16 protein-coding genes are annotated in these 26,196 nt (G+C 38.8%); 6 read left to right on the top strand and 10 right to left on the bottom strand.

The genetic code is table 11. The features are described from left to right. Nucleotides 1–329: 329 nt before the first annotated feature. The 5 genes from R3E32_01325 to R3E32_01305 all read right to left on the bottom strand — a co-directional run bounded on the left by R3E32_01325 (nt 330) and on the right by R3E32_01305 (nt 5,475). Nucleotides 330–1,247 (bottom strand): HlyD family efflux transporter periplasmic adaptor subunit, encoded by a 918-nt coding sequence (locus R3E32_01325; protein ID MEZ4883346.1) that lies wholly within the window; start codon nt 1,245–1,247, stop codon nt 330–332. A gap of 57 nt (nt 1,248–1,304) precedes the next feature. Then, on the bottom strand, nt 1,305–2,606 hold the full coding sequence (locus tag R3E32_01320) for a TolC family protein (GenBank protein ID MEZ4883345.1): 1,302 nt from the start codon (nt 2,604–2,606) through the stop codon (nt 1,305–1,307). Between the two features lie 95 nt (nt 2,607–2,701). After that, on the bottom strand, nt 2,702–3,325 hold the full coding sequence (locus R3E32_01315) for a helix-turn-helix domain-containing protein (GenBank protein MEZ4883344.1): 624 nt from the start codon (nt 3,323–3,325) through the stop codon (nt 2,702–2,704). Between the two features lie 117 nt (nt 3,326–3,442). Further along, the gene (locus R3E32_01310; GenBank protein ID MEZ4883343.1) at nt 3,443–4,207 is read right to left on the bottom strand and encodes an enoyl-CoA hydratase-related protein; all 765 of its coding nucleotides are present in this window, start codon (nt 4,205–4,207) and stop codon (nt 3,443–3,445) included. 14 nt (nt 4,208–4,221) lie between these two features. Then, nucleotides 4,222–5,475, bottom strand: coding sequence for a DUF3570 domain-containing protein (locus R3E32_01305; protein MEZ4883342.1), 1,254 nt, complete (start codon nt 5,473–5,475; stop codon nt 4,222–4,224). Between the two features lie 239 nt (nt 5,476–5,714). Between R3E32_01305 and R3E32_01300 the strand changes: the two genes are divergently transcribed. Both R3E32_01300 and R3E32_01295 read left to right on the top strand, forming a co-directional pair. After that, a complete protein-coding gene (locus R3E32_01300; GenBank protein ID MEZ4883341.1) occupies nt 5,715–6,326 on the top strand; it encodes a DUF937 domain-containing protein in 612 nt (203 codons plus the stop codon). Between the two features lie 115 nt (nt 6,327–6,441). Then, on the top strand, nt 6,442–7,341 hold the full coding sequence (locus R3E32_01295; GenBank protein MEZ4883340.1) for a YihY/virulence factor BrkB family protein: 900 nt from the start codon (nt 6,442–6,444) through the stop codon (nt 7,339–7,341). On the opposite strand, the gene R3E32_01290 is transcribed toward R3E32_01295, so the two are convergent. After that, nucleotides 7,324–8,268 carry a hypothetical protein gene (locus tag R3E32_01290; GenBank protein MEZ4883339.1) on the bottom strand — a complete coding sequence of 315 codons (945 nt, stop codon included), beginning with the start codon at nt 8,266–8,268 and terminating at the stop codon, nt 7,324–7,326. The genes R3E32_01295 and R3E32_01290 overlap by 18 nt on opposite strands. A gap of 175 nt (nt 8,269–8,443) precedes the next feature. On the opposite strand from R3E32_01290, the gene R3E32_01285 reads away from it, so the two are divergent. Further along, nucleotides 8,444–9,199 (top strand): hypothetical protein, encoded by a 756-nt coding sequence (locus R3E32_01285; protein MEZ4883338.1) that lies wholly within the window; start codon nt 8,444–8,446, stop codon nt 9,197–9,199. 126 nt (nt 9,200–9,325) lie between these two features. On the opposite strand, the gene clpB is transcribed toward R3E32_01285, so the two are convergent. Further along, entirely contained in the window at nt 9,326–11,956 is a 2,631-nt protein-coding gene (gene clpB, locus R3E32_01280; GenBank protein MEZ4883337.1) for an ATP-dependent chaperone ClpB, read from the bottom strand. Between the two features lie 561 nt (nt 11,957–12,517). Here clpB and R3E32_01275 point away from each other — a divergent pair. The 3 genes from R3E32_01275 (at nt 12,518) to R3E32_01265 (ending at nt 21,633) form a co-directional block, all read left to right on the top strand. Then, the gene (locus R3E32_01275; protein MEZ4883336.1) at nt 12,518–17,995 is read left to right on the top strand and encodes a C25 family cysteine peptidase; all 5,478 of its coding nucleotides are present in this window, start codon (nt 12,518–12,520) and stop codon (nt 17,993–17,995) included. 177 nt (nt 17,996–18,172) lie between these two features. Continuing rightward, on the top strand, nt 18,173–19,105 hold the full coding sequence (locus tag R3E32_01270) for a type IX secretion system membrane protein PorP/SprF (protein ID MEZ4883335.1): 933 nt from the start codon (nt 18,173–18,175) through the stop codon (nt 19,103–19,105). A 668-nt stretch (nt 19,106–19,773) separates the two neighbouring features. Beyond that, nucleotides 19,774–21,633 (top strand): DNA topoisomerase IV subunit B, encoded by a 1,860-nt coding sequence (locus tag R3E32_01265; protein MEZ4883334.1) that lies wholly within the window; start codon nt 19,774–19,776, stop codon nt 21,631–21,633. A gap of 4 nt (nt 21,634–21,637) precedes the next feature. Here the strand turns inward: R3E32_01265 and R3E32_01260 are convergent, their stop codons facing one another. From R3E32_01260 to R3E32_01250, 3 genes are all read right to left on the bottom strand, one after another. After that, nucleotides 21,638–22,888 (bottom strand): Hsp70 family protein, encoded by a 1,251-nt coding sequence (locus R3E32_01260; protein MEZ4883333.1) that lies wholly within the window; start codon nt 22,886–22,888, stop codon nt 21,638–21,640. A gap of 134 nt (nt 22,889–23,022) precedes the next feature. Then, on the bottom strand, nt 23,023–25,509 hold the full coding sequence (locus R3E32_01255) for a penicillin acylase family protein (protein ID MEZ4883332.1): 2,487 nt from the start codon (nt 25,507–25,509) through the stop codon (nt 23,023–23,025). A gap of 97 nt (nt 25,510–25,606) precedes the next feature. Beyond that, a complete protein-coding gene (locus R3E32_01250) occupies nt 25,607–26,098 on the bottom strand; it encodes a YkgJ family cysteine cluster protein (GenBank protein ID MEZ4883331.1) in 492 nt (163 codons plus the stop codon). Between the last annotated feature and the right edge of the window lie 98 nt (nt 26,099–26,196).

The raw sequence follows: 26,196 nt of genomic DNA, 5'->3' as shown, positions 1-26,196 counted from the left end.
AAACTATTGGATGCAAAAAATCATTTGAACTTTTTTGGATTTTCAAGAATACCAATACCTTCAATAAATTCCTAATGAATTAGGAACAAGTTATTACAAGAATATAGAATCTTCGTGAAATATAGGCAAAAAGTTCGCTTGTTTAAACAATTAGTTATGTTTTGATAGTCAAATGATTGAGAGTTTCCGTTCAGGCACTATTTAGCAAAACTTTGCCAATAATTTCCAATTTTGGCAACAGTTGAAGCGGTTACTGAACGTCGACATCAAGAGATTTTTGCTTTTGTCATGCTGAAATTTTGTCCAAAAAACAAAGTCAACCCAACTCACTAATCACCAATCACAACCCCACTCCCAAAATTCACCTCCGCAGGCATCCCAATCTTCAAAAAACCATCGGGATTAGGCACTTCCACCTTCACCGCATACACCAAATTCACTCTATCCTCTTTCGTTTGAATCGTTTTTGGGGTAAACTCCGCCTGTTCCGCAATCCAAGAAACCGTCCCTTTCAATGTGCGAAAATCCTCTACACCACTGTCCACCAACACCTCCAATTCCTGCCCCAACTTCAACTGTTGCAATTGCACCGCACTCACATACATCCGCAAGGTCATTGTATCCAATTGACCAATGCGATACAGTGGCGTTCCCATACCTACCACCTCCGAAGGTTCAGATAATTTGGTCAGTACCATTCCATCTATCGGATTGTAAATGTAGGACTTGCGAATCTGTTCATTCACCATAGCAATCTGTGCCAACATCGGTTCTTTCTCCGCCAAAATTCCACGATTTGCCGTTTTGGTTTGGGATTGAATAGCATTGATGCGCTGTTCGACTACGGCAATTTCCCCATTCAAATCGTCCAACTGCTTGGGAGTTGCAGCTTTTTTAGCGAGTAAACGGCTGACCCTATCTCGTTCTCTCACCAAATTGGTTTTTTGGCGGTTCAGCACTTCAATATCCGCAAAGGTTGTTTGGAGTTTTTTGGGCAAAACGCCCATACTTGCTTCAATTTGTTTGCGTTGCAAATGTAGTTGTGTTGTGTCCACAATCGCCACCAAAGTTCCCGCTTTCAAGGTTTCCCCTTCCGTTGCTTTCAAAAACAACAAACGTCCATTCGATTCTGAACTAACCATCACCGTTGTCGCTTCAAAATTGCCGTAAGCGTCTGAAACTGCGGCTTTTTCCTTGCAACTTGTTAGGGCAAGGAGTAGGAAAAAAAATGTGAGATATTTGAACATGATTTTGTTTTTTAGATTCTTCGTTGATGCTTTTTATTTTTATTCTCATTTTAATTTTCATTCTAAACTACCTCTTTCATTCCAAAACTCCAATTGCGTTTGCAGCAATTCGGTTTGGTGAACAATGAGCTGTTGTCGGGCAAGCAATTCCGCATTCACTTGCAAAATATATTCCGTTGTATTGATGACTCCTTCTTCCAATTGCACTGCCAGAGATTGAAGAATATCTGCTTGTAGTCCAGCAATTTTCTCATCTGCTTCAATCTGGGCATATATGCGTTGGATATTTGCCAAATAATTTGCCTCTTTTGATTGGAGATTAAAATCAAATGTTTCTTGTTGGTTTTGAAGTTGCTGGGCTTGAAGGGTTAAAAGAGATTTGTCCAACTTTTCCTTTTTCCAGTCGGTGATTTGCCAACTAAAGCCCGCACCAATCAGCGCAAAGGGAGCAGGATTGTTGTCCAACATATTCAAGGGGTTGGGATAGCCAAATCCCGTTTGTGCAAAAGCATTGAGTTTCGGTTTTCGGGCAGCGGTAATCAGGTCAGATTGTGCCAAAATAAGCCCTCGCTGCAATCGAAGGTATTCTTGTTCAGGACGATTAATTGAAGGAATTCCTAAAGGTTTTGACATTGCAGGGAAGACCAATTCTATATTGTCAGGTAAGTCCATTCCCGTTAATGTAGCAAGCGTTCCAATCATTCCTGACAACTGAAAAGCGAGCTGATTCTGTTGCGATTGCAGCTCCATTTCTTTGACTTGTAGCTTTGTTAATTCACTTTCCAAAACGACTCCATATTCTACGCCTGCTGCAATTTGTGTCCGCCTTGCCTCCAAGTCCTTGAGCGAAATATCAAATACTTTGGATTGTTCTCGCAAAAGTGAAATAGTCAAAAACAATTGGTTAATGCGCTCTCGAAGTTTGTAGCGTTCGACTTCAATATTTTGCTGATTTACCTTTAGTTGTGCCTCCTTCAATGTGCGCTGTGCTTCATTCATTCCTCCATCCAATACCACATAGTTTGCCTCCGCATACGTTTTGAAGGAAACCAACGGCTGATTGATATCAAAAGGCAAAGGAGTACTGCCCTCTGCATCCAACTTGACACTTTCAGACTGCAATCTTGCATCGGCTTTGAGGAAAATTGAAGGTAGCTTTGCGATGTCTAATTGCTCCAATTCTTTTTGGTGAATTTGATTGAGCAATTCTGAATTTTGCAGATTGGGGTAGTTTTTTTCCAATAATAAATAAGCTTCTTTTAATGACAAACTATTGGTTGTTTGTGCATTTAGCCCATTGAAGTGACACATCCACAAGGCTACAATTAGTACTATTTGAAGTGCAAATTTATTCATCATTGAAGTTCAACTTTTTTATTTAACTATTTGGTTGATTTTAGAGCAAAAAAAAGTTTAAGATGGGTTTGTAGAATAGAAAAGTTTTAAAAACTTTTCTACTCTTGATTGCTTTCATTCACCTCCAAAGCATTTCTCACAAAGTCCACAATTACTTCTTTTCTTTGCTGCATCAATTGATCAAAATTGTTTTCAGGTATATTCATGATGTTACAGAAAATAGGTTTTGCCATAAATGGAAAAGCACACATAGCCAAAATATTCAACAATAGATGGACAGGAGGGATTTTCCGAATCTTACCTTCGTTCATTTCTTGCTGCATTTGACTCATAAAAGCAAGGATGACAGGGGAAAACTGCGCCCGTTTTTTCAATTCTACAATGAAACTTTCTCGTTTTTGTGACAACTCAGACATGATGAAAAATGGAATGTCGGGATATTCGGTAAGTACCGAAATATAGGTATGAACTACTTCTTCAATTTTTTCCATCACCGTTCCCTGATATTCCATTGCCTTTGCAAATTGAGGAATAACAGTGTTCAATATCTGCCCAATGATTTCTTGGTACAATTTCTCTTTGGTCCGAAAATAATAGTGCAACATCGCCTTGTTGATGCCTGCTTCGTCTGCTATTTCTTGCATTCGGGTAGCAGCAAAACCGTTCTGCACAAATTGTTGTCGTGCGGCTTCCAATATTAGTTGTTCTGTGTCTTTTGCCATCTTAACCGCAAAGTTAAACTATTTAGTTAATTTCTGCAAATATTTTTTCTTTTCTTTTGATTTTTATCTACTATACTTTGTAAATGAGAAGCTTATAACTTGAATGTAAGGTGTGTATCAGGTACGAAATTTGGCAATGGCTTTTCTTGTAAAATCGGATAATACCAAGTGTCCACTCATTGCCGCACGTTCGGCCAAGAGTTTATCCCAATGTGCTGTTCCTTCCCAAAAAACTTGCTTCAACAAACGCATGGCTTCGGGATTGGAGTTCGCAAGTTTTGTAGCAAGTGTTTGAATGGCAGCATCCATATTCTCGACACTATCATACACTTCTGCGTACAAGCCCTTATTTTTTGCCCACTGTGCTGACTCCCATTCGGTAGCATTAATAGCCAATTGAGACATAGCAGATTCGCCAATTTTTCGGGCTACGGCAGGCCCCACCACAAATGGGCCGATTCCAATCGCCAACTCACTCAATTTGATTGCAGCATGTTGAGTAGCCAAACAATAATCCACCGCCGATGCTAGTCCAACGCCTCCTCCAACGGATTTTCCTTGTACCCGTCCGATAATCAACTTAGGACATTTGCGGCATGCGTTGATAACATTGGCAAAACCCATAAAGAATTTTTTACCTGTTTCAAAGTCATTGATGGCTGCCAATTCGTCGAAACTTGCACCCGCACAAAAGGTTCTATCACCTTCACTTTTTAAGATTATGACTATCACCGATTCGTCCTCTCCCATTGCAGTGATAGCAGTTGATAAGTTCGCCAAAACTTTGGAAGGTAGCGAGTTGTGTGAAGGGTGAAAAAAGGTGATAGTGGCAATATTGTTTTCTATTGCAGTAGTAACAGAGCCTTGTTGTGTTTTAGTCATATTTCAGTAGTGTTTTACATCAAAAAATCCAAACCCAAACTTAGTAAAAAAGCAGATAATCCATCCGATCTTCGATAATAAGCTGCCCGAAAATCTACTCCTTCAAATAATGTCGCTTTCCTCCCACCTGCAAACGGAGTTTTGAAACGCCCTACTCCATACAAGGGTGCATATCGAATCCCAAAACCTACTTTGTGGCTGCTGAGTGCTGACAGATCATAGTCTGAAGAATAGTAATTTGCGTCTAATTCATGTGTTTTGAAGGGGGCGAAATATTTGGAGGCCGTTTGGTAGTGATAGCGATAGAATGGAGCAAAAGATAGAAAAGGATTTATTTGGATAGGAACTTCAATACTTGCTGTATGTCCTTCAATGTCAAAACTATCTCGGTAATACCGATAATAGGTTCGCAGTACAAAAAGGTCGTTGAGATAATAATTCAAACGGATTCCCAAAGGCAATTTGAAGCGCTCTTTCGGTAAGTTTTCTACCCGAACTTCGTTGTTTTCGGCAAAATATACTCGGTGAAAAGGAATGGATAATAAGCCCGTCTGGTAAACTCCTTCTGCAAAAAGTGAAGTCTGCAATCGGGGATTTAACACTTGTGAATAAACGAAAGACAAATTATAGGTTTCTCGAATTTTGGTATCCGCCCACTTTTTAAACCTCAATTCTTCGGGATAAATCAGCCAAACCCATATATCAAAGTAATATTTCCCTGCTACCTCAAAACTTCGATTGTTGTCTATAGAAGTAATGCCCCACTTTGCTCCAATGGTAGAAGATATGTAATCCACTTCTCCTGAAAAACCTGCACTCAGTCCGTAGTAAGTGCGTTTTGGGAGTTGCTGTCGGGTATATGTTGCCTCAACACGACCTCTGAACTCGTGACGAGAGGCAGAAGATACCCGAAAATTGATGCGGTCATTGGAGGCTGAAGTATAGGAGGTCAGCCCTCCGTCAAAGTTGAGCGTACTAATGCTATCCAATGGAATATTGACAACAATGCCAAATTCGAGGTCGTGCAGTTCCTCACTTCCTGTACCGCCTGTCACCGCAGCGTGATCGCCTTCTTGCTCATAATAGCTAAAAAGCAGATTCACTTCGGTTTGATCCAATTGCCGAAAATGACTGTTTGTAAATGAACTGCTGTCTCTGGTATTGACAATTACGTTGCCGTCCGCTACAAACTTATCATTACCATTATTTTGGGCAATCAAAAAAGGGCAAATACAAAAAAAGAGAATGATAGTCGAAAAATAATTCATGTCATTTGGATTCAAACAATTGCAAGAACGTGCCGAAATTAATACATTGCAGTCAAATGCCCAATCATTGCTATGTTAAATAATAGTGAAAAGCCTTCTGGAAACAGAAAAACAATTGATTATCAATTTATTACAACTTAGAAACTCTTATTTCATTCTACTTTGTGTTACTTTTGTAGTAAAAAATCGTCTGCAATAGTATAAGATTATTTTCATTCAAAAATAAATATAAAATCAACATGAATTTTTTAGACTATTTAACAGACAAATTTGGGGGGGAAGTTATTGGTCAAATTGCTGCTTTTTTGGGCATCGACCGTGAAAAAGCATTGTTGGCATTGAGTCAATTGATTCCTATTTTTACCACTGCTTTGGCGAACAATGCAGCGAGTAAGGAAGGATCTTCTTCTCTCTTCAATGCAGTAGAAAACGATCATGATGGAAGCATTATGAGTGGATTGAGTAGTTTTATTACCAACTATATGACTGGAAAAGGTAGCGGTATCTTGCGTCATGTATTGGGGGAACAAACACCTGAGGTGGCAAAATTTGTGGGTAATAACTCAGGTTTGAATATGGCCGAAGTTGTATCATTGATGCAAATTGCCGCTCCTATGATTATGGGAATGTTGGGAGCACAACAAAAAGAAAAAAACTTGCAGGAAGATCAATTGTCTGATATGTTGAAAACTTCAGTGACGCAAGTAGCTAAAACAGATCCTAAAAACATGGGTATGATTGGCAAATTGTTGGATGCTGATGGTGACGGAAATGTATGGGATGATGTAGCTGGAATGGGCATGAGTTTTTTGAAAAACTGGATGAACGGTCGCAGCAGTCAACTAAAATAAACAAAACATAAAACTGAAATTTATGAGATACAGATGATGAGAGCTTGCTCAATTTTCTGTATCTTTTTTTTATTCACTGCCCTAAAAAACACTTTAACTTGTGTTTGATAATTGAATGATTAAGAATAAATTATCGCAACTCAAAAAACTTAGCTTACCTGGCTTCAATGGAGTTCCAATTTACAATGTATTGGAATTCATTTGGCGAGAAGTAGGGCGAGATTCTATTCACAATAGAGCATCTGCCGCTGCTTTCAATATTCTTTTGGCCAGTTTTCCTACCTTATTGTTGTTTTTTTCCATCATTGCCTATATTCCCATTCAAGATTTCAGCACTACCCTTTTGGATTTCGTGATGTATTTACTTCCTCTCAATGCCCAAGAAATGGCGAGATATACAATTGGGGAACTTATTGGTACTTCCTCAGGATCAGGCGGTTTACTATCATTGAGTGTTTTGCTTACCTTGTATTTTGCGTCCAATGGTGTTCGGTCTTTGATGTTGGCATTGAGTGGCCGCCAAGATACGGCTTTTTACAACCGCAGTTTTCTTCGTAGAGTATTGGTTTCTATTAATGTTACGCTGCTCATTTTTTTAGTGACCATTATCTCTGTAGTTGCCATTTTGGTAGGACAATACCTCATCAACCTGCTCATTAACTCTCTACACGCTGAAAGTAGTTTTGCAGTAATAGGATTGAGCTTACTTCAAATTATCACAGCTTTCCTGCTTGTTTACAACGTGATTGCCCTTATTTACCGACTTGCTCCTGTGGTAGAAAATAGCAAATGGGGATATGTAAGTCCTGGGACTATATTGGCGACCTTCTGCTCTCTTCTTTTCCTGAAAATTTTTGGCTATTTCGTCAATACTTTTGGTGAGTTTGACAAATTGTATGGATCATTAGGTGCTTTGATTGTACTTATGGTATGTTATTATGGAATTGCCTTGATGTTGATTATTGGTTTTGAGTTGAATATCGGTATTCAAAACAGGTCAAAACAACTGGTCTAAACAGTTTTTCTGTATTTCTTGCTGACGGCTTTCATTCATAAATTTTTGGTAGGTTTTCTCATTAAAGTCTTCAAAGGCTGTCTTACTCTTTGTTTGGTGAATCATATTTGCCAATCCCTTCAAATCATATTGTTGGAAAAGATACGCTTTTAGACATTCACAATAAGTCAATTCCTTGTCAGTAGGAATATTGGGAGGTAGGTTTTTTAGGCATGACTCTCTTGCCATGAGCTGGTATTGTGCCAATTTTTGTTCACTCGGATGGTCGAATAATATGTGGTTGTTGTTGGGATTATTTTCGCTATACAGAACCATAAATTCATCACCAGTTTGAATAGGCAATCCTGTTTTGGCAAGATAATAAAAGTCCATTTTTTTGTAGAGGTAAGCATCACCATAATACCATTCATCTAAGACCTTGAATTTGTATCGAATATTCCCTCTAAGTGATTTTGTTTTCCCATCTTCAGTCTTCAATAAGTGTTCTTTGTTCGCATTAATTTCGGTGATAGTTGCAACAGCAGTCAAACCTCCTAAACTGAGCGGGGGGGCTGCATCGTTGGAAAAAAAAGTAAAGTACAGTATTGCAGATAGTAAGGCAATTACAATGATGGTAATACCTGTATTGACACTAAGCAATTCCCATTTTGCAGCTTTTTTCCGTGTTTTTCCTACATGACTTGTAGAATAGACATGGGGAATAAATTCATATACAAATTGCTTATTTTGTCTTGTTATTTTAATCTCAAAAAGTTCACCATCAATAAAAAAGCTGAATATTTTCAAGTCTTCACTTTCAAGTATGACTTCTTCGGACAACTTGAATCCATCCAATGTCAAGACTAAATTGCCATTGGAGAAATCATGTGAGAGTTGCAGTAAATGTCTTTTAAATTTACCTCTATATATCCAACTTTCTTGGTGCATATAAACTAAAAAATAATTAGTGGAATGTTTGTTTAATTTTAAACCGCAAGATTCAGCAATTAGTATTTAGATTACTCAAAAATAACCTTTTCACGAAATAAATGGTTAAAAATGTAATTGATGGGGTGGTAATTTTTATTTTACTTTGCAGTAAGAAACAAAAAATAATTCAAATATGAACTATAAACACTTTCTCTTCCATATAGGCTTCTTTTTATTGATACTTTCTGCAAGTGGTATAAAGTTGTATGCCCAAGTTGAAGACATTAAAGACGCATCGGAAAGTAATAGCAACAATAGTGATGGGGATAACAATGGCAATGGAAGTAGTTCTGGTGGTAACTTTTTTATTGATATTGCCTTTGACTTTTTTTCGCTCGGCTTCCAATACCATACTTATCAACTGAGTCGTGAAAAAGAAATGCCTAATATCAGTTCTATTGAAGTACATCCCACGATTGGCTATGGGAGTGGCAATACCATCGTTGTTGCACCGAGATTACGTGGAAATTGGGGTTTATTTTCCGCCGATTTTCGTTACTTCAATTTAGTAGGCGGTGGTTTGTACCAAACATTCGATGGACAGTTTTTACTGAATGTGGTGAATGAAAAAGAGGCAACTTTGAGAATGGGAACAGGGTTTATGCACGAGTATTCGGGTGGAAAAAGCACTTACAACGAACACTTTTTTGGTTTGGATATTCGCTGGAACAAGGATGCTTCAATTACCTCTAACGCCGAATTTCGGATTGCCAAAGATTATTCTACTGGTGCTACTCCTCGCCTCGAACTGAATTTGAGGGTAAATCAAAAAATTTTTGAGAAAGGACGTATTGTGGGTTATTGGACAGTTGGCGGCATTTACCAACGCTACTTCAATCAGATAAACGTTTGGACAGGTCAAACAGGATTGAACTTCGCTTTGCGATAGATGTAGGGTGTAGATATAATAGATGGCCCGCCCTGAAAAAAGTTTACAGTTAAAAAATATGTGTTGAAATAGGCTTACTGCCAAAAACCGTCCTGTGTCTTACTTCCTACATCTTGCATCTAAAACTCAACTGAACAAATCCGAAATATCTACTTCTTCCTCATTCCTTGTATAAAACACCAACTGTTCATCCACCACATCTATATAAATAGTGCGATCTTGCCCCACATTGCCCTCCAAAATCTTTTTAGATATAGGATTTGCTATCTCACGCTGAATCAAACGTTTGATAAGTCTTGCGCCATATTGAAGATCAAAACCATTGTCCACCAACCAATAAAGGGCATCTGTGGTGATGTCCATTTTCAGCTCTTGGCGTTCGAGTCGAACTTCTAATTCCCTCAATTGAATTTTGACGATTTTGTAGAGATCACGTCTGCGAAGAGGCTTAAACATGATGATTTCGTCAATTCGGTTGAGAAATTCTGGACGAAGAGATTTTTCCAATAAACCAATTAACTCATTGCGGGTTTTGGTGTAGGTTTCTGTCAAATTGTCTTCTTCTGTACCTTCAAAACGTTCCATAATCAATTGCGAACCCATATTGGAGGTCATGATGATGATGGTGTTTTTGAAGTTAACTACACGCCCTTTACTATCCGACAATCGCCCGTCATCCAATACTTGCAACAAAAGATTAAAGACATCGGGATGTGCTTTTTCGATTTCATCCAATAGAATCACCGAATAAGGTTTGTTGCGAACTGCTTCTGTGAGTTGTCCACCTTCATCATATCCTGCATAACCTGGAGGTGCGCCAATCAAACGAGAAACCGTATTGGCCTCCTGAAACTCAGACATATCAATCCGAGTCAATGCGTCCTCATTGTCAAACAAAAAAGTCGCCAAAGTCTTTGCCAGCTGTGTTTTGCCAATACCAGTAGTACCAATAAAGACAAACGAACCAATTGGACGGCGAGGATCTTGTAGTCCTGCCCGACTTCTGCGAATTGCATCCGAAACCGCTTGCACCGCCTCAGGTTGTCCAACCACCTCTTTGGCTAGTTCCTCCTCCAATCTCAACAATTTTTGACGCTCCGTTTCCATCATTCTACTAATAGGAATCCCCGTCCATTTCGACACAACACTCGCAATGTCTTCGGCATCAACTTCTTCCTTGATGATTCGGGTTTCTCCTAAATTGTGCAGTTTTTCTTCCAATTCTACGACATTTGCCTCTGCATCTTTGATTTTACCATATCGAAGTTCCGCCACACTCCCATAATTCCCTTGTCTTTCAGCTTGCTCTGCCTCCAATTTATATTGCTCAATAGCTTTTTTCTCCGTTTGAATCGCATCCACCAAGTCTTTTTCACCTTTCCAAACTGACATGAATTCTTTGTGAGCTTCCTCCAATCGTACCAATTTGCGGTTAATACCTTCCATTTTGGTGGCATCTGCTTCTCGCTTAATCGCCTCTTTTTCAATCTCCAATTGACGAATTTTTCGGCGAATTTCGTCCAAACCTTCTGGAACAGAATCAATCTCCAATCTAAGTTTTGCAGCCGCTTCATCAATAAGGTCAATGGCTTTGTCGGGCAAAAAACGATCGGTAATGTAGCGATTCGATAATTCCACAGCACTCAAAATCGCTTCGTCTTTGATAATAACTTTGTGATGCGTTTCATAACGTTCCTTCAAACCTCGCAAAATGGAAATTGCATCTTGCAGTGTAGGTTCGTCAATAATGATTTTTTGGAAACGTCTTTCAAGTGCCTTGTCTTTTTCAAAATATTTTTGGTACTCCTTCAATGTAGTTGCACCTATTGCCCGCAAATCACCCCTTGCCAAAGCAGGCTTCAAAATATTCGCAGCATCCAAAGCTCCTCCTTCAGTAGCACCTGCACCAACAATGGTGTGAATTTCGTCAATGAACAAAATGATTTGACCTTCGGCTTTCGCTACTTCATTAATGATAGCTTTCAATCGTTCTTCAAATTCACCTCGGTACTTAGAACCTGCCATCATCGCACCCAAATCAATCGTGTAGATTGTTTTGGTTTTTAGGTTTTCAGGTACATCGCCATTCACGATTCGGTGGGCGATACCTTCTGCAATGGCAGTCTTTCCCACCCCTGGCTCACCTACCAAGATAGGGTTGTTTTTGGTTCGTCGAGATAGGATGTGTAAGACTCGGCGAATTTCTTCGTCCCGTCCAATAACAGGATCCAAAGCCCCTGCTTGCGCCCGTTCATTGAGGTTGATGGCATATTTGTCCAGCACATTGTAGCGAGATTCTGCGCTTGCATCGGTTACAGTTTCACCTTTTCTCAATTCCTTGATGGCCTTTTCCAAGTCAGATTGATTGACTCCCTCTCTTTTCAAAATTTTGGAGGCATCGCTACTAACTTCCAATATTCCAAGAAGAAGGTGTTCAACGGATGTAAATTCGTCTTTGTATTCTTTGGCTATGGATTGGGCTTGAAAAATAGCCTGTGTCATTTGCTGTGAGGGAAACTGCTGCGTACTGTGTTTGACCGTAGGTAAACTATCCAGTTTCTCTTCTATGTTGGTGGATAAGCGACTCACGCTGACCCCTGTTTTTTTCAAGATATAAGGAATCACATTTTCATCTACTTCAATGAGTGCCTTCAACATATGTAATGGTTCTATCAATTGATGTTTCTTATTGAAAGCAATTCCTTGAGCAGATGCAATGGTTTCTTGCGATTTTATAGTGAAATTATTGAAATTCATTTTATTGTGTGTTAATTAGTTTAATAATTTAGGCTAAAATCAAAAGTATTTTTTGAAGGATGAGTAAGCTTCAAACAGTCTTAGCCTATTTGGACTATCAATTTATGTGCCTTTTGGATAAATCTTTATGAATATGACAAAAATGACAGTCAAGAACAAAGGGTATAGGTCAAACTGTCAGTAAATGACCAAATATAGTTCGGATACAACCGCTTTACATACATTTCAGTTCATCAATAACTGTCAGCGATATATCAAAATATTTTCACATGACATTATTATGTCAATAAATTGTAAAAAAACTGACGCACAAATACAGATAAATACGTATTTTTGCACTTGATTTTACGTCTACTACTACAAATGCCCACTAAATTCTATCTACCATTTAATCCTCCTAATAAGCCTTTATTTCGTTTGAAAAATACTTTCATTGAGTAATTGCAATTCTCTTATTTCTTGCAATTACCACACAATGAATGGTTTATTTCTATCTCAATGTTTACTTATTATCATTATATGTTTATAATAAATTTTCTACAAAAAAATCCTTTATTAGTTATGAGGAAGTTATTACTAGCTTTATTGTTAACACTCTTGGCGCCAGTTTTGCTCGCACAAAACTACTCCAACGAGTGGATTGACTATTCTAAAAATTACTATAAACTACGAATTGCCAAAGATGGTTTATACCGAATTCCATTTACTACTTTGTCTCAGTCAGGTTTGGCGAACCTAAGTGGTTCTGGGTTCAAATTGTACTGTAAAGGAAAAGAAGTGCCTATTTATGTGAGTACTAATGGCTCTCTGACCAGTAGCGATTATGTAGAGTTTTATGGTGAAAAAAACGATGGTGAATTTGATACTCAAATGTTTCTATTTGATGATTATCAACTGACTGACGAAACCAGTCTTTTCACTGACTCAATTGCCTATTATTTGGTTTGGCAAAGTAGCGGTAGTTCACAACGGATTACCAATGTTTCGAACAACCTAACCAATCCCCCTACAAAAGAGCCGTATTTTATGCATAGTGAGAACTTGTTGCATAGAAATATATTCAATGTAGGTGAGCCAGACCGAATTGCAGGTGTAAACTATAACTATGCAGACTTTGAAAAAGGGGAAGGTTTTGTAAGTTCTATCATCCAAGGTCAGACTAATAAAACATTTAATATCAACACTCCTGCACTTTTTACGGGTACAGGTGCGCCTCCTGCAAACTTGGAAACTAAGGTGGTAGGTAAAAATAATGATTTTTTCAACTTCAAAGACCATCACATTCGAATAAAAGTTGATGGAACGACTTATATAGACAATGTTTACGAAGGATACGACACACCTACTTACACGAGTACAGTCCTGAGTAGCGATATTACCAGTCCTCGAACCTCGGTGGTTTATGAATCGGTTGGAGATATTTTCTCAACTCCTTCCCAAGATTGGCAGTCTGTGGCTTATACCAAAATCACATACCCAAGAGCCTTCGACTTTTTGGAGTATAGTAGTGGTTCATTGATACCTGCCAAAAGCTTTGCTTTTACGCTAAATGACAATGCGGATACTTATATCGAAATTAAAAATTTCACAGGCGGGTCTTCTCCAGTAGTATATGATTTGACCAACAACAAACGCTATATTCCAACTGTACAGAGTGGCATTTATAAAATTCGATTGCAGGCAGGTACGAATGTAAACTTGAAGCGACGACTACTCATTTCCAGTACAGACAATGGTACACTTGGAAGAATCAATAGCTTAACCGAAAAAAAATTCACCAATTATCAAAGTATTGCTAATCAAGGCAATTACATTATGATTAGTCATTCTTCGCTCCGTACAGGTTCTACGGATTGGGTTAAAACCTATGCTAATTATCGAGACGAATCTAATGGCGGTAGATTTAAGGTTGTATTGGCAGATATTGAAGAATTGTATGACCAATTTGCATGGGGAATCCCCAATCATCCTTTGGCAATTCGACATTTTATCAATTATGCGCTAGATAAATGGAGTACAAAACCGAAACATGTGTTTATGATTGGAAAATCAATTAGCTATCGAATTACTACTACACCTAGTACTTTCAGGGCCAATTTGATTCCCACTTATGGACATCAACCTTCAGACAACATGTTGGGAGTTCGCAATATCTTTGGATATAGTGTGCAAGTAGGTATCGGACGGCTCAGCGCAAATACACCAACAGATGTGCGAAACTACTTCAACAAAATTCAGCAATATGAAGCCAATGAACCTTGTACTAGAGCAGATAGACTGTGGCGGAAACACGCTTTGTTTATGGCCACAGGTGATAATTCTGCTCAATATGTCGAATATGAAGGTTTCTTAAATGATTACAAGGAGTTCTTTGACGATGCCACCTATTATGGAGGTAAGGTATTGGATATTCAAGCAGCTAAAAATTATAGTTCAAGCTTCAATACCCGCCCATTCATTGAAGAAGGTGTATCTATATTTACCTTTATGGGGCACTCTACTGGGCAAATCTGGAAAACAGATGTATTGACAAATCCTGCAGGCTACAACCAGCCTGCCCCACGTTTTCCAATGGTTATTTCTGGGTCTTGCTTTGTAGGTGATATTCACAAATCAACCAATAGTGATGCTTCAATGGCTGAAGCATACGTACTGTCCAACAATAAAGGAGCTATCGGATTCTTGGCAACAGTTTCATTTGGTTTCCCTTCCACCTTGGATATTTATACCCATGAATTGTACCGTCAATTTACAGGAAACAATGGCAGTCCAATCAATCAAGGAAAACCGATTGGTGAATTGATAAAAAACACATTGGAGAATATTTATATCGCTTCCCCTGCAGCTTCTTTCTATGAAGGGGTGAAAGCTACAAGTGAAGAATTTACCTTCCAAGGTGATCCTGGTTTGATCATTGGTAATATCAAGGACAAACCTGAATACATCATCGAAAACAACTATCAATACAAATTTATAGATATCCCCAATGGTTATACCAGAAAAACTGTTTCTCGTGATGACGTGCAGGTATTCAATGAAGCAGGTAGTTTGATTAGTTCTGGTGTAAACTTAGTAGAAGCAGAGGCGGGTGAAACCTTAAAATTCCTTGTTCGTTCAACGAATTTGGGTAAAGCTGTCACCAACAATTATAGCGTGAAAATATCTCGAAGAGTACAAGGCAGCACAGTTGCTACTACATTGAAAGACGTTTCTTTACCTTCTGCAAAATACGAAAGTATTCATGAATTGGAGATTCCTTATCCAGCAGGAACCAATCAAAATACTACTTATGAGTACATCGTGAAAGTGGATGCCAACAATGCTTTGGCTGAAGATTGTGAAGACAACAATGAAGTGATTTTGCGGGTACGTTATGCACCAGATGCGTGTAATGAAGTTGCCAATCAATATGCCAATCTTAGTATCACAAATGCACAATCTACTTATTGTGTCACCGATCCTGCCATACAATTGCAGGCAAACATCAATGGTGGAAGTTTCAAAATCAGTCAGGTAGGTGGCCCTACTTACAATGTGAATATATTCCAGCCCTCTCAATTGGGAGGAGGTCAATTCATCATCACCTATACCATTACCGATGCGGGTACAGGCTGTGTGTTTTCTACAGAAGAGTCCGTTACCGTTGTACAGCCTATTGCAGTTATCGAAAGTGTTGATATAACCGAAGTATGTGTAGGAGATGAGATTCACATAGATGCCGCAGCTACGGATGGTGAGTATATATGGGACTTCAAAGGTGCAACCTTTACAGGCAGCAATCAAAATCCGACTCTTTCTTGGAATACTCCTGGCGACAAATTCATCACCTTGAAGGTCAGCGAAAATGGTTGTGAATCCACAACGATTACACAGTTAATCAAAGTCTATTCACAAGTACCTGAAAATTTCCCAATTGACTGTGACGCAAGCAGTACTTCCATCACTTTTTCATGGAACGTAGAAGGTGCAGCATCTTTCAACATTAGTGGAAACAATGTCTTGGTCACTCAATTAAGTGGCAATGCCAATAGTTATACTTTCGAAAATTTGCAGCCTGAGGAAGAAGTAACTATCACAGTAGCCGCTATTCCAAATGGAACTTGCGATGAAGTACAAAGTACGCTCATGTGTAAAGCTGCTTGTGGAGGAGAAACGCCTGTATTGGACATCGAAAGTAGCTATTGTGCTCAACAAACTACGGTCATCAACGCACCTATCATCAATGGCGTGCCAATCACTAATGGTACCTTTAATATTACCTTGTCAAATGGTAACACTACACAAGTATCCAATAATCTTTCTACAAGTGTTTTGCTTCAAGGAGAAAACACCATTGTTTACGAATACACAGAGGAAGGTTGTACCTATACTTCGCAAGAATATGCTGTAACTGTCACCAATCCTCAGGTGAGCATTACTGGAAATGAACTGATTTGTCCAGGCGATGCTGTCACATTGAGCGTACCTCAAACTTTTTCTGCTTATGAGTGGAATATTCCAAATGCCAATGGATCTCAATTGCAAGTGAGCGAAGGAGGAATGTATAGTGTTATTGTAACTGATGCAAATGGATGTACGGCAATGGATCAATTTGAAGTAGGAATGGCAGTAGATCCAAATGGTGAGATATTTACTTCATCAGGTACTTCTCTATGCGATGGTGACAACATGACACTGCAAGCTCCTTTTGGCTATATTAGCTATATTTGGTCTAATAATGCTTCTAACTCACAAACACTTGTTGTCAGTCAGCCAGGTGATTATTTTGTAAATTATGAAGACAGCAATGGATGTTTTTGGAGAGCAGATATCACCATCACAGGTCCTCAAACACCGACTTTTGAAGCCAATTGTAATAGTGGAACTTATGTTATTCAAGCAATGGGTGATTACGATGCTTACTTGTGGGAAGACGGTAGTACAGAACCTACATTGGCTGTCACAAGTGGTGGACTCTATTATGTAACCGTCACCGATGCTTCAGACTGTACGAGTGTTGGATTAATAAACGTATCGGATGCCCCTTTTGAAGTAATGAACGTTGGTCTTAGTACAGGAGAAGACAATGCAATTTGCGAGGGAGAAGAAATTACTCTTTCAATTACCAACAGCACAGCTACGAATGTCACATGGAGCTTCAACGGCACAACTCAATCAGGAAACTCAATTACTGCGAACCAAGCAGGTATATATGTTGCATCGGCTACAATCGGAGGATGTACCAAAACTGTAGAACAAGCAATTGTGGTAGATCCAACGAGCCAACCAACAGCTGCCTTTACATCACAAAGCAATAATATCTGTTTGGGTGAATCCATCACCTTTAGTAATGCTTCAGCAAATGCCTCAGCTTATAGTTGGACATTCACCAATGATTTGTCTGGCTCCATACTAAACAGCATTGACGAAAATCCTACACTTAGTTTTGACGAAGTAGGAAACTATACCGTAGAATTGGTAGTAGATGCGGCTTGTGGAACAAAACAATCAACCGAGACAGTAAACGCTGCCTTCAAAGTAAGTGACAATCCAAATGTCACTATATCAATGCCAGAAATGAGTTTTTGCGCTGGAACAAGTGTTACATTAACTGCCGAAGGTGATGGAATGGAATATACTTGGGATGGCGGCGAAGCAACAGGTACAGTAAGTGATGAAGTAAAAGTACAGCCTACACAGACAACTACTTACATGGTAACAGCTGTGAACGAAGCAGGGTGTTCTGAAACAACTTCCATCACCGTAGATGTCGAAATCTGCAATTTTGACATTCCAAACGTCATCACACCCAATGGAGATAACTTCAATGACTACTGGCATATTCCTCAAGTAGATGCGGGTAACAACTCTATCTATGTAGAAATATACAACCGTTGGGGACAGAAAGTATATTCAGCTATCAACTACAACAACGAAACCGTTCGTTGGGATGGTCGCAACGATGGAAGTGATGATTTACCACATGGCACTTACTACTATGTGATTGAACTCAACGACGGCACTGCGCCATTGACGGGCAACGTAACGATCCTTAGATAATCTTTTTGACAATAGAGAATGAAGGACATCCTGTTGGTTGTTCTTCATTCCTTTTTTTAAGTATCCTATTTTTTTAACAATAACTTGAACTTTGTTCAAAAAAATACAACAAAAATCGACTGTCGTTTACCGTTAGTCGTACTCCGAACAAAGTTTATGATTAATATTTTCTTCAAAATGAAACGGATAATTACTTTCATCCTTATACTGTTCTTCACCCAAGAAATCTATGCACAGCAGGTTTATCAACTTACACATTACATGATAAACGACTTTGCCTTTAATCCAGCCGTAGCAGGTAGCGATGACACCTTTGTTGGAAAAGCTTCTTTCCGCAAACAATGGTCAGGTATTGACGGTGCGCCAACAACAGGTATGGTCAGTATGCACGGCAACCTGAGCGAAAATAGAACCGTTGGTATCGGAGCTATCTTGTACAGCGATAATACAGGTCCTATTGGAAGAACAGGTGCAACATTGGCTTATGCCTATCAATTACCTTTAGTAGAGAATGAAACCTACTTGGGTATTGGTGTTGGAGCCAATCTAATGTCTTATAAAATCAACTTCAATGAATTGATTACCAGAGACGAAGGCGATCCACAAATTGGAGCAGGTGACCAATCCAAAATGGGTGCAGATGCCAATTTAGGATTATATTTGAAAGGTCTCAACTTTTGGGCAGGATTGTCTGTCAATCAAATGTTTGCCAGCAAATACACTTTTGTTGGTGATGTGGAATCCATCGAAAACAGCCGTCACATCTTTTTGGGTGGTGGCGTAACCTTCAATGCGAGCGAAAATTTAGACATTGCTCCTTCTATCTTGTTGAAATCTGTTGCAGGTGCAGGCGCACAATTTGAGTTAGGCGCAAGAGCGATTGTAAACAAAAACTACTGGGCTGGAATTTCTTATCGTACAGAAGACGCACTCGCTATTCTCGTTGGGCTTCAATTGGATAGCAGCCTTAATTTGGCATACTCCTACGACATCACTACTTCTGATTTGAGCAATTATACTAGTGGTACACACGAAATCACAGTAGGCTACAATTTTGACTTCTTCAATAGAAAAGCAAAAAAGAGTATTCCGAGTGATGATATAGAATAGTTTTATCATTTTATAATCTTCTCTAATCATCTGATAAAGAGAAGTATGTGAAAAAGAGGCAATAACTGAAAAAGTTTTGCCTCTTTTTTTGAAAAAAAAAATCAATTAAATTCTTCAAAATCATACTCTCATTTCGTCTATTAAAGATGAGAAGAAGATAATAGAAAAAGTCAGTGATTTGTATTTACAACATGAATCTACAAAATCACAGTTAGCAAACTATTCATATTGACTGATTGTAATATAAGTACACATTTAATCAAACTAAATTGGTATAATAATTGCAGTATGAACAGCAAAATAAAATCAATTAAAATTCTATAACTTTTCATATTAATATAATATTTCAATTTAACCTAACCCCAAGACACTAAAGTCATGTTTTTTTATGAAAATAGAGAAGGCCTTAAGAATGCTGTACGAATGATATTCGATACAGCATTTCTTTATTTATTAAGGATATGCATTTTCTTGCCAATACTCCGCATAGCAACATTCAAAGAATATACTCCCAATTTCATTTTCCAAATAGTTTGAGAATCAGACTTTCTTTTCATTTTAAGTTTCATTCATTGATTACTTTTGCGTTTGGATTTCAAAACAAAAATTTCCAAAATTCCATTATTTTTAGTATTTTTGCTAAAATAATTGTAAAAAACCATAAAGAAATGTCTGTAACAACATATACTGAAGATAACATAAAATCACTTGATTGGAAACAACACATTCGACTGCGTCCTGGAATGTATATTGGTAAATTAGGAGATGGCTCTGCACAAGATGATGGTATTTACATTCTCATCAAAGAAATCATTGACAATGCCATAGATGAATATGTAATGGGATTTGGCAAAAAAGTAGAAGTGCATGTATCAGATAAACGGGTGATGGTGCGAGATTACGGGCGTGGGATTCCATTGGGAAAAGTGATTGACTGTGTTTCGAAAATCAACACAGGCGGTAAATACGATTCCAAAGCCTTCAAAAAATCCGTAGGGTTGAATGGAGTCGGAACAAAAGCGGTCAATGCACTTTCTCACTACTTTCGTGTTGAGTCAGTAAGAGATGGTAAAAAAAAGATTGCAGAATTTAAACAGGGCAACATTGTAAAAGACCACCGCATACAAGATACCGATGAACAAAATGGCACGTATGTCCTTTTTGAACCTGATCTCACCATTTTTAAACACTTCAAATTCATACCTGAACATCTCGAAAATCAGGTAAAAAACTATGCCTACCTCAATTCGGGCTTGAGCATTTTCTTCAATGGTCAGCGGTATTATTCCAAAAATGGATTGCTTGATTTATTAAGTAGCAAAACCAATGGAACCGAACTGCGCTATCCTATTATTCACCTCAAAGATGATGACATTGAAGTAGCCCTCACACACGGCAATGCGTATGGGGAAGAATACTATTCTTTTGTAAACGGTCAATATACTCCCTTGGGAGGCACGCATTTATCCTATTTCAGAGAAGCAATTGTCAAAACGATTCGAGATTTTTATGGCAAAAGTTTCGATGTAGCAGACATTCGACAGGCATTGATTGGGGCAATCAGTGTACGGGTAGAAGATCCTATTTTTGAGTCGCAAACCAAAACCAAACTTGGTTCACAAAACATGAGTCCTGATGGGCCAACAGTGCGTACTTTTATCAATGATTTTTTGAAGGAAAAACTCGACAATTTCCTCCACAAAAACAAAGAAGTGGCCGATGAACTATCAAAACGTATCCAACAATCGGAAAGAGAACGCAAAGAAATTGCAGGGGTAAAAAAATTGGCAAAAAAACGCGCCAAAACTGCCAACCTTCACAACAAGAAATTGCGAGACTGCCGTTTTCATCTCAATGACAAAAAAGACGATGATAAATCCTACAATTCCACTCTATTTATCACCGAAGGAGATTCTGCAAGTGGTTCTATTACCAAAGCAAGAGATGTTGAAACCCAAGCGGTTTTTAGTCTCCGTGGAAAACCCTTGAACTGCTATGGAAGTACAAAGAAAGTAGTTTACCAAAATGAAGAATTCAACCTTTTGCAGCACGCCCTCAACATTGAAGATGGCATAGATGGTTTGCGCTACCAAAAAATTGTGGTGGCTACGGATGCCGATGTCGATGGTATGCACATTCGCTTATTGCTGCTGACCTTTTTCCTCCAATTCTTTCCTGAAGTGGTACGAAATGGTCATGTGTATATTTTAGAAACCCCCTTGTTTCGGGTAAGGGATAAACAACAAACGATTTACTGCTACGATGAAACCGAAAAAAGGGCTGCTGTTCAGAAACTTCGTGGCAAACCAGAAATTACTCGCTTCAAAGGTTTGGGAGAGATTTCGCCTGACGAATTTGGCAATTTTATTGGTGAAGACATTCGTCTTGAACCTGTGATTATGAGTCCAGATGCTTCTATTGAAAATATTTTGGATTACTACATGGGCAAAAACACTCCTGATCGTCAGCAGTTTATCATAAATAATTTGAGAATGGAAGAAGATTTGATTGTGGAGTTGGCGGAATAAAAACTCAAAACAACACCGAACTATATGCCAATCCAAATGCCACACTATTGAAGCTATCGCCTGACCGAATAGCTTTTTCTCCAAACCGTTTAGCAAATAATTCTCGCACTATAGGCACAAGCGAACTTCCGCCTGTCATAAACACGCTGTCCACATCCGATGCTTCCACAAAAGCATCTTCCAAAAAGACATCCAAGTAGTCGTCAATCTGCTGCATGTCTTTGTGTACGAACTGATTGAATTCCGAACGGGTGATTTTTTGGTGAATTTCGATGTGGGCTTGGTCAAAATCAATCGTTGTTTCGGCTTCGCTTGATAGTGCAATCTTTGCATTTTCAATGGCTTGTAGAACCGAGTAGCCCAAGTTTCGCTCAACGAGTGTAATCAGTCGGTTGAATTCACTGCTGTAATTCGTGGCATAAAAAAAGTCATCCAATTCCTTGCGCACTTTTTCGCTTTTGAAGTAGTTGAGGTCTTGCCAAGCACACAAACGACGAAAATAATGACTCGGCACTTCCAGCATTTTGTTCATGGATTGGTATTGCAGTCCATAACCAAAATACCGCACCAATTTTCGCCACATCACCTCTGCATCCAAATCATCCCCACCAATATGCACACCTCCTTTGGCAATCATATCCGAGCTTCGATCGGTTTGATTGATTTTTGCAGGATTCAACTGCATCAAGGTAAAATCGGAAGTACCACCTCCCAAATCTGCTACCAAAACCATTTCAGGAGATTGAAGTTGACGTTCATAAGTGAAAGCCGCTGCAATGGGTTCGTACTGAAAATGAACCTGTTGAAAACCTGCAATCTTTGCAGCTTTCTGTAAACGTTCTTGTGCCAAAGTATCTCTTGCAGGTTTTTCGTCAAAAACCACAGGCCGCCCAAAGATGGCAGTTGTCACGTTTTCGCCTACAAAATCATCGGCTTTTTCCTTCAGAGATTGCAGGATGAGTGCGACCAAATCTTCTAATTGGTAGTCGACTTGATAGATGGTTGTTTGGGTAAAGGAAGCATTCGGTAGGGCTGATTTGATGGAACGCATTAGCCGTCCTCTCATCGAATTTCGCAAAAACTTCTGCAATCCTTCCTTGCCAACCATGTACTCCCCTTTGTATTCTTGCGGAAAAGGGAAGTGCAAAATGGACGCGTCTATAAAGGAGTGAACAATTTGATTGGTTTGTTTGTCAAAAATGGCCAATGCGGAGTTGCTTGTTCCGAAATCGACACCATAAACGTAGCGTGACATGGGATTGTATTTTTTTAGATTTTGTTCTTTTGTCTTGAGTCTCTGGTTTTCAGCTACTTCTAAATAAAACGACAGACCACAAAAGTTTTAAGAACTTTTGTAGTCTGTCTTTAATCTTTTGTCTTGATTCTAAATCATTTACCGAAAGACTGCTTCAACAATACTCCACCACTTTCATCCGTAGCGTTTTTCATGAACCAAAGCGGATAATATTCGCCATCAACCCATGTTTTGACAAAATTGGTGTAATACGGGCTACCAGGATTTCCCGATTGACCGCCAGGATAAACACCCCAAGCCTGTATAGAGTCCCCCAATTCTACAACCATTCGCCAAGAAGGGCCATGTCTTTCGCTTGTTGCATTCAAAATTCCACGGTTACCATTCGTAGCCAAACCCTGCATACTAAAGGTCGGAATCTTGGCTAAGTGGGTGATGGCAGTACCTTTGAAGTTTCCCCAAGTATATTCTTTTACATTTTTTACTTGCCAAAGATCGAGTTCGGTCACTGCTGCCGAAAATGCTTTTTGCGCCAACATTGCAGCATTTTCCTTTTCGGGTGTTGCTTTGATATCCAATAGTTTGTGATTGGGTTGGGTAGTATAAAGTTGAATAGTGGGGTAGGCTTGTGGATATTCCATTGGTGTTTTAGCAATTTCGGCTGCTTCTACTTCATCCCAAATTAAGATAAACAATTGATTCCAAAGTTCTTCAAAAATTGAAGGAGCGAGTTGCTCAACCGTATTTTCATAATTCCATTCTTTGAGCAAATTGTAAGACAATTTTTCTTTTTCACTCATTGTAGAATCACTTAAATAGCTCAAAACCACAGGCAACAACTCGGCTGCCTTCAAATTGTAGTTGTCATTTTGAAGGGCTTTCATGTCTTCTACTTCAATGTCTTTGAGCATTGTCAGTTGTTGGTTCAACCTTCTATTTCTATAAAATTCAAAATTTCCGCTGTAATAATAGGGATAATCAATTCCCGCAGGATGTTGATTGGCAGAACTCACAAATCCTCTTGATGGATTGATTACGTGCGGATTGTGTTCTCTTGGTATATACCCTTGCCACTGTTCAGAAGATTTTGTTCCATCTTGCACTCTTTTTCCCTGACCTAGTTTTAAGAGTGGGAATTTTCCCTGATGCCACATAGCTATCGTTCCGTCTTTAGCCGCAAATGCAAAATTTTGGGCAGGACATTCGTAGGTCTTCAATGCGTCATTGTAATCGTCGTAATTTTTTGCTTTGTTTAACAAATAGAAGGTTTTGAACTCATTAGACCCCTCATGTGCCTTCCAATGCAATGCCATATTGTGTTTGGGGTTGGTTTCGTCTTGATAGCTAACTGGTCCAATATGTGTATAAATGACCGTATCATTGACCACATTTCCGCCTTTGATTTTTATTTCTTCAATGCGCTGGGTAGTTTTTCGCCATTCTCCATCAAATTTGTATTCGGCTTTCGTAGCATCGTCTTTGAAGACAATTTTGTACCAATCGGCTACATCGTGTCCACCATTTGTCACTCCCCATGCAATGTTTTCATTGAAGCCAATCACAATGCCGGGAGAACCTGGAAGGCAAACGCCATATACATTCATTTCGGGCGTTTGTAATTGAAATTCAAGCCATATAGAAGGCAGGTTCAAACCCAAATGTGGATCATTACAAAGTATGGGGTTTCCCGATTTTGTTTTGCTACCACTTACCACCCAATTGTTGCTACCATTGTCTGGATCGGGTTTGGTGAGAAGTGAAGGATGTAGTAAGGCTTGCTCTTCATTGTTGAAGTTGGTAGATGAAGCATCTACACTTATAGTATCTATTTTTGTAGCTTCAAAATTCCAATCTGTATTGTTGGGTATGATAGGGTCAATTCCTTTTGGAAAATCTGGATACATGATTTGGAAATCTTCTCTTCCAAACAGTTTTAGAGCATTGGTCATTTCAATATCTCGCTCTCGAAAAGACAAATCTTTTGCCATATAGGTGTATAGATTTGCTAGGCTTTCTATCGTCCATTTTTCGGGCCAATAACTCATGAGTTTGAATTCTAAGGGTAAATTTCGGTAACTCAATTTCTCTATATAGGCATTGACTCCATCCAAATATGCTTGTGCGGCAGCCATTGAAGTAGCGTCTGCTTTAATGTTTTGTACTACTTTTTCGGCAGCGAAGCCCATCCCTATTCGCCTTTGTTCTTTGTCGTAATTCAAAGTCGGTGTACCAATAATTTCGGACAATCGCCCTGCGGCAGCTCTTGATTGAAAATCCATTTGCCACAATCGAAGTTGTGCTGTAATGTATCCTTGTGCAAAATACAAATCATGTTCGTTTTCGGCGAAAATATGCGGAACCAGTCGTTTATCATAGACTACTTCAACTGGAGATTGAAGACTGGGATGGTGAATATTCTTGGCAATATTCGGTTTTTCGGTTTCACCATTTTGCCAAAATCCTACAAATGGGTTGATGAATTGTCCCAATGCAGGTAATCTACTAGCTGGTGTTTCTTGCAGTTTTTCACCGACTATCGGAAATGCTGTCACGGGGTAATTGAGCGCATACACCAGCGCAATTGTCAATATTAAAGATATTAAAAATTGGATAAATTTCATGTATGATAAAATGATGTAATTGCAATGTAATTAATCCCTAAAAATACGAAAAAAACACATGAATTCAGTATGACAGTTCCTATTGATATTTTTTATTTTATTCAGCCATCATTCGCTCCAAAATGTGAAATACTGCGGGGCAATGGTTGGCATTGGTGGCGTGTAGGTGTAGGTTTTGGGAAAATTCCAGTTGGTCAGTATGTGGGTATTTGCGACAAGCTTTGGGGCGGTGTTCGTAAATGAAACACTTATTGTCCGATTCTAAAAAAGGGCAAGGCGTACTATTCATCACAACATCTCCGTCTTCATCTATTACCAAATATTCAGCTTCAAATTGTGATGGTTTCATACCCAAATATTTGGAAATACGGGTAATGTCTGCTCGCAACAACATTGGCGGAATACTGGTGCAGCAATTGGCACAATCCAAACAGTCAATTTCTCGAAAGACTTTTTCGTGCAGTTCATCTCCTAATTCATCGAGTTTTTTGCCTTTTTTGCGGCGAAGATTGCCTGTGAATGTTCGAAGTTTTTTTTTGTTTGCAGTTTTGCGGTCTCGCCAATCTTGTATAAGGTCTGATTGTTTCAAATTGAAAAATTATTAAAGAAAAAGATTTGAAATAGGTTGTAATAAAATGGAAATAGTTAGAAATTAGCTACTTGAATTTATTTTCTCTCCATTTTACT

The organism is Chitinophagales bacterium, assembly GCA_041392475.1.
GTDB lineage: Bacteria > Bacteroidota > Bacteroidia > Chitinophagales > UBA2359 > JAUHXA01.
Note: the sequence above shows the minus strand (reverse complement) of the source record. Positions and strands in the feature narration are given on the sequence as shown.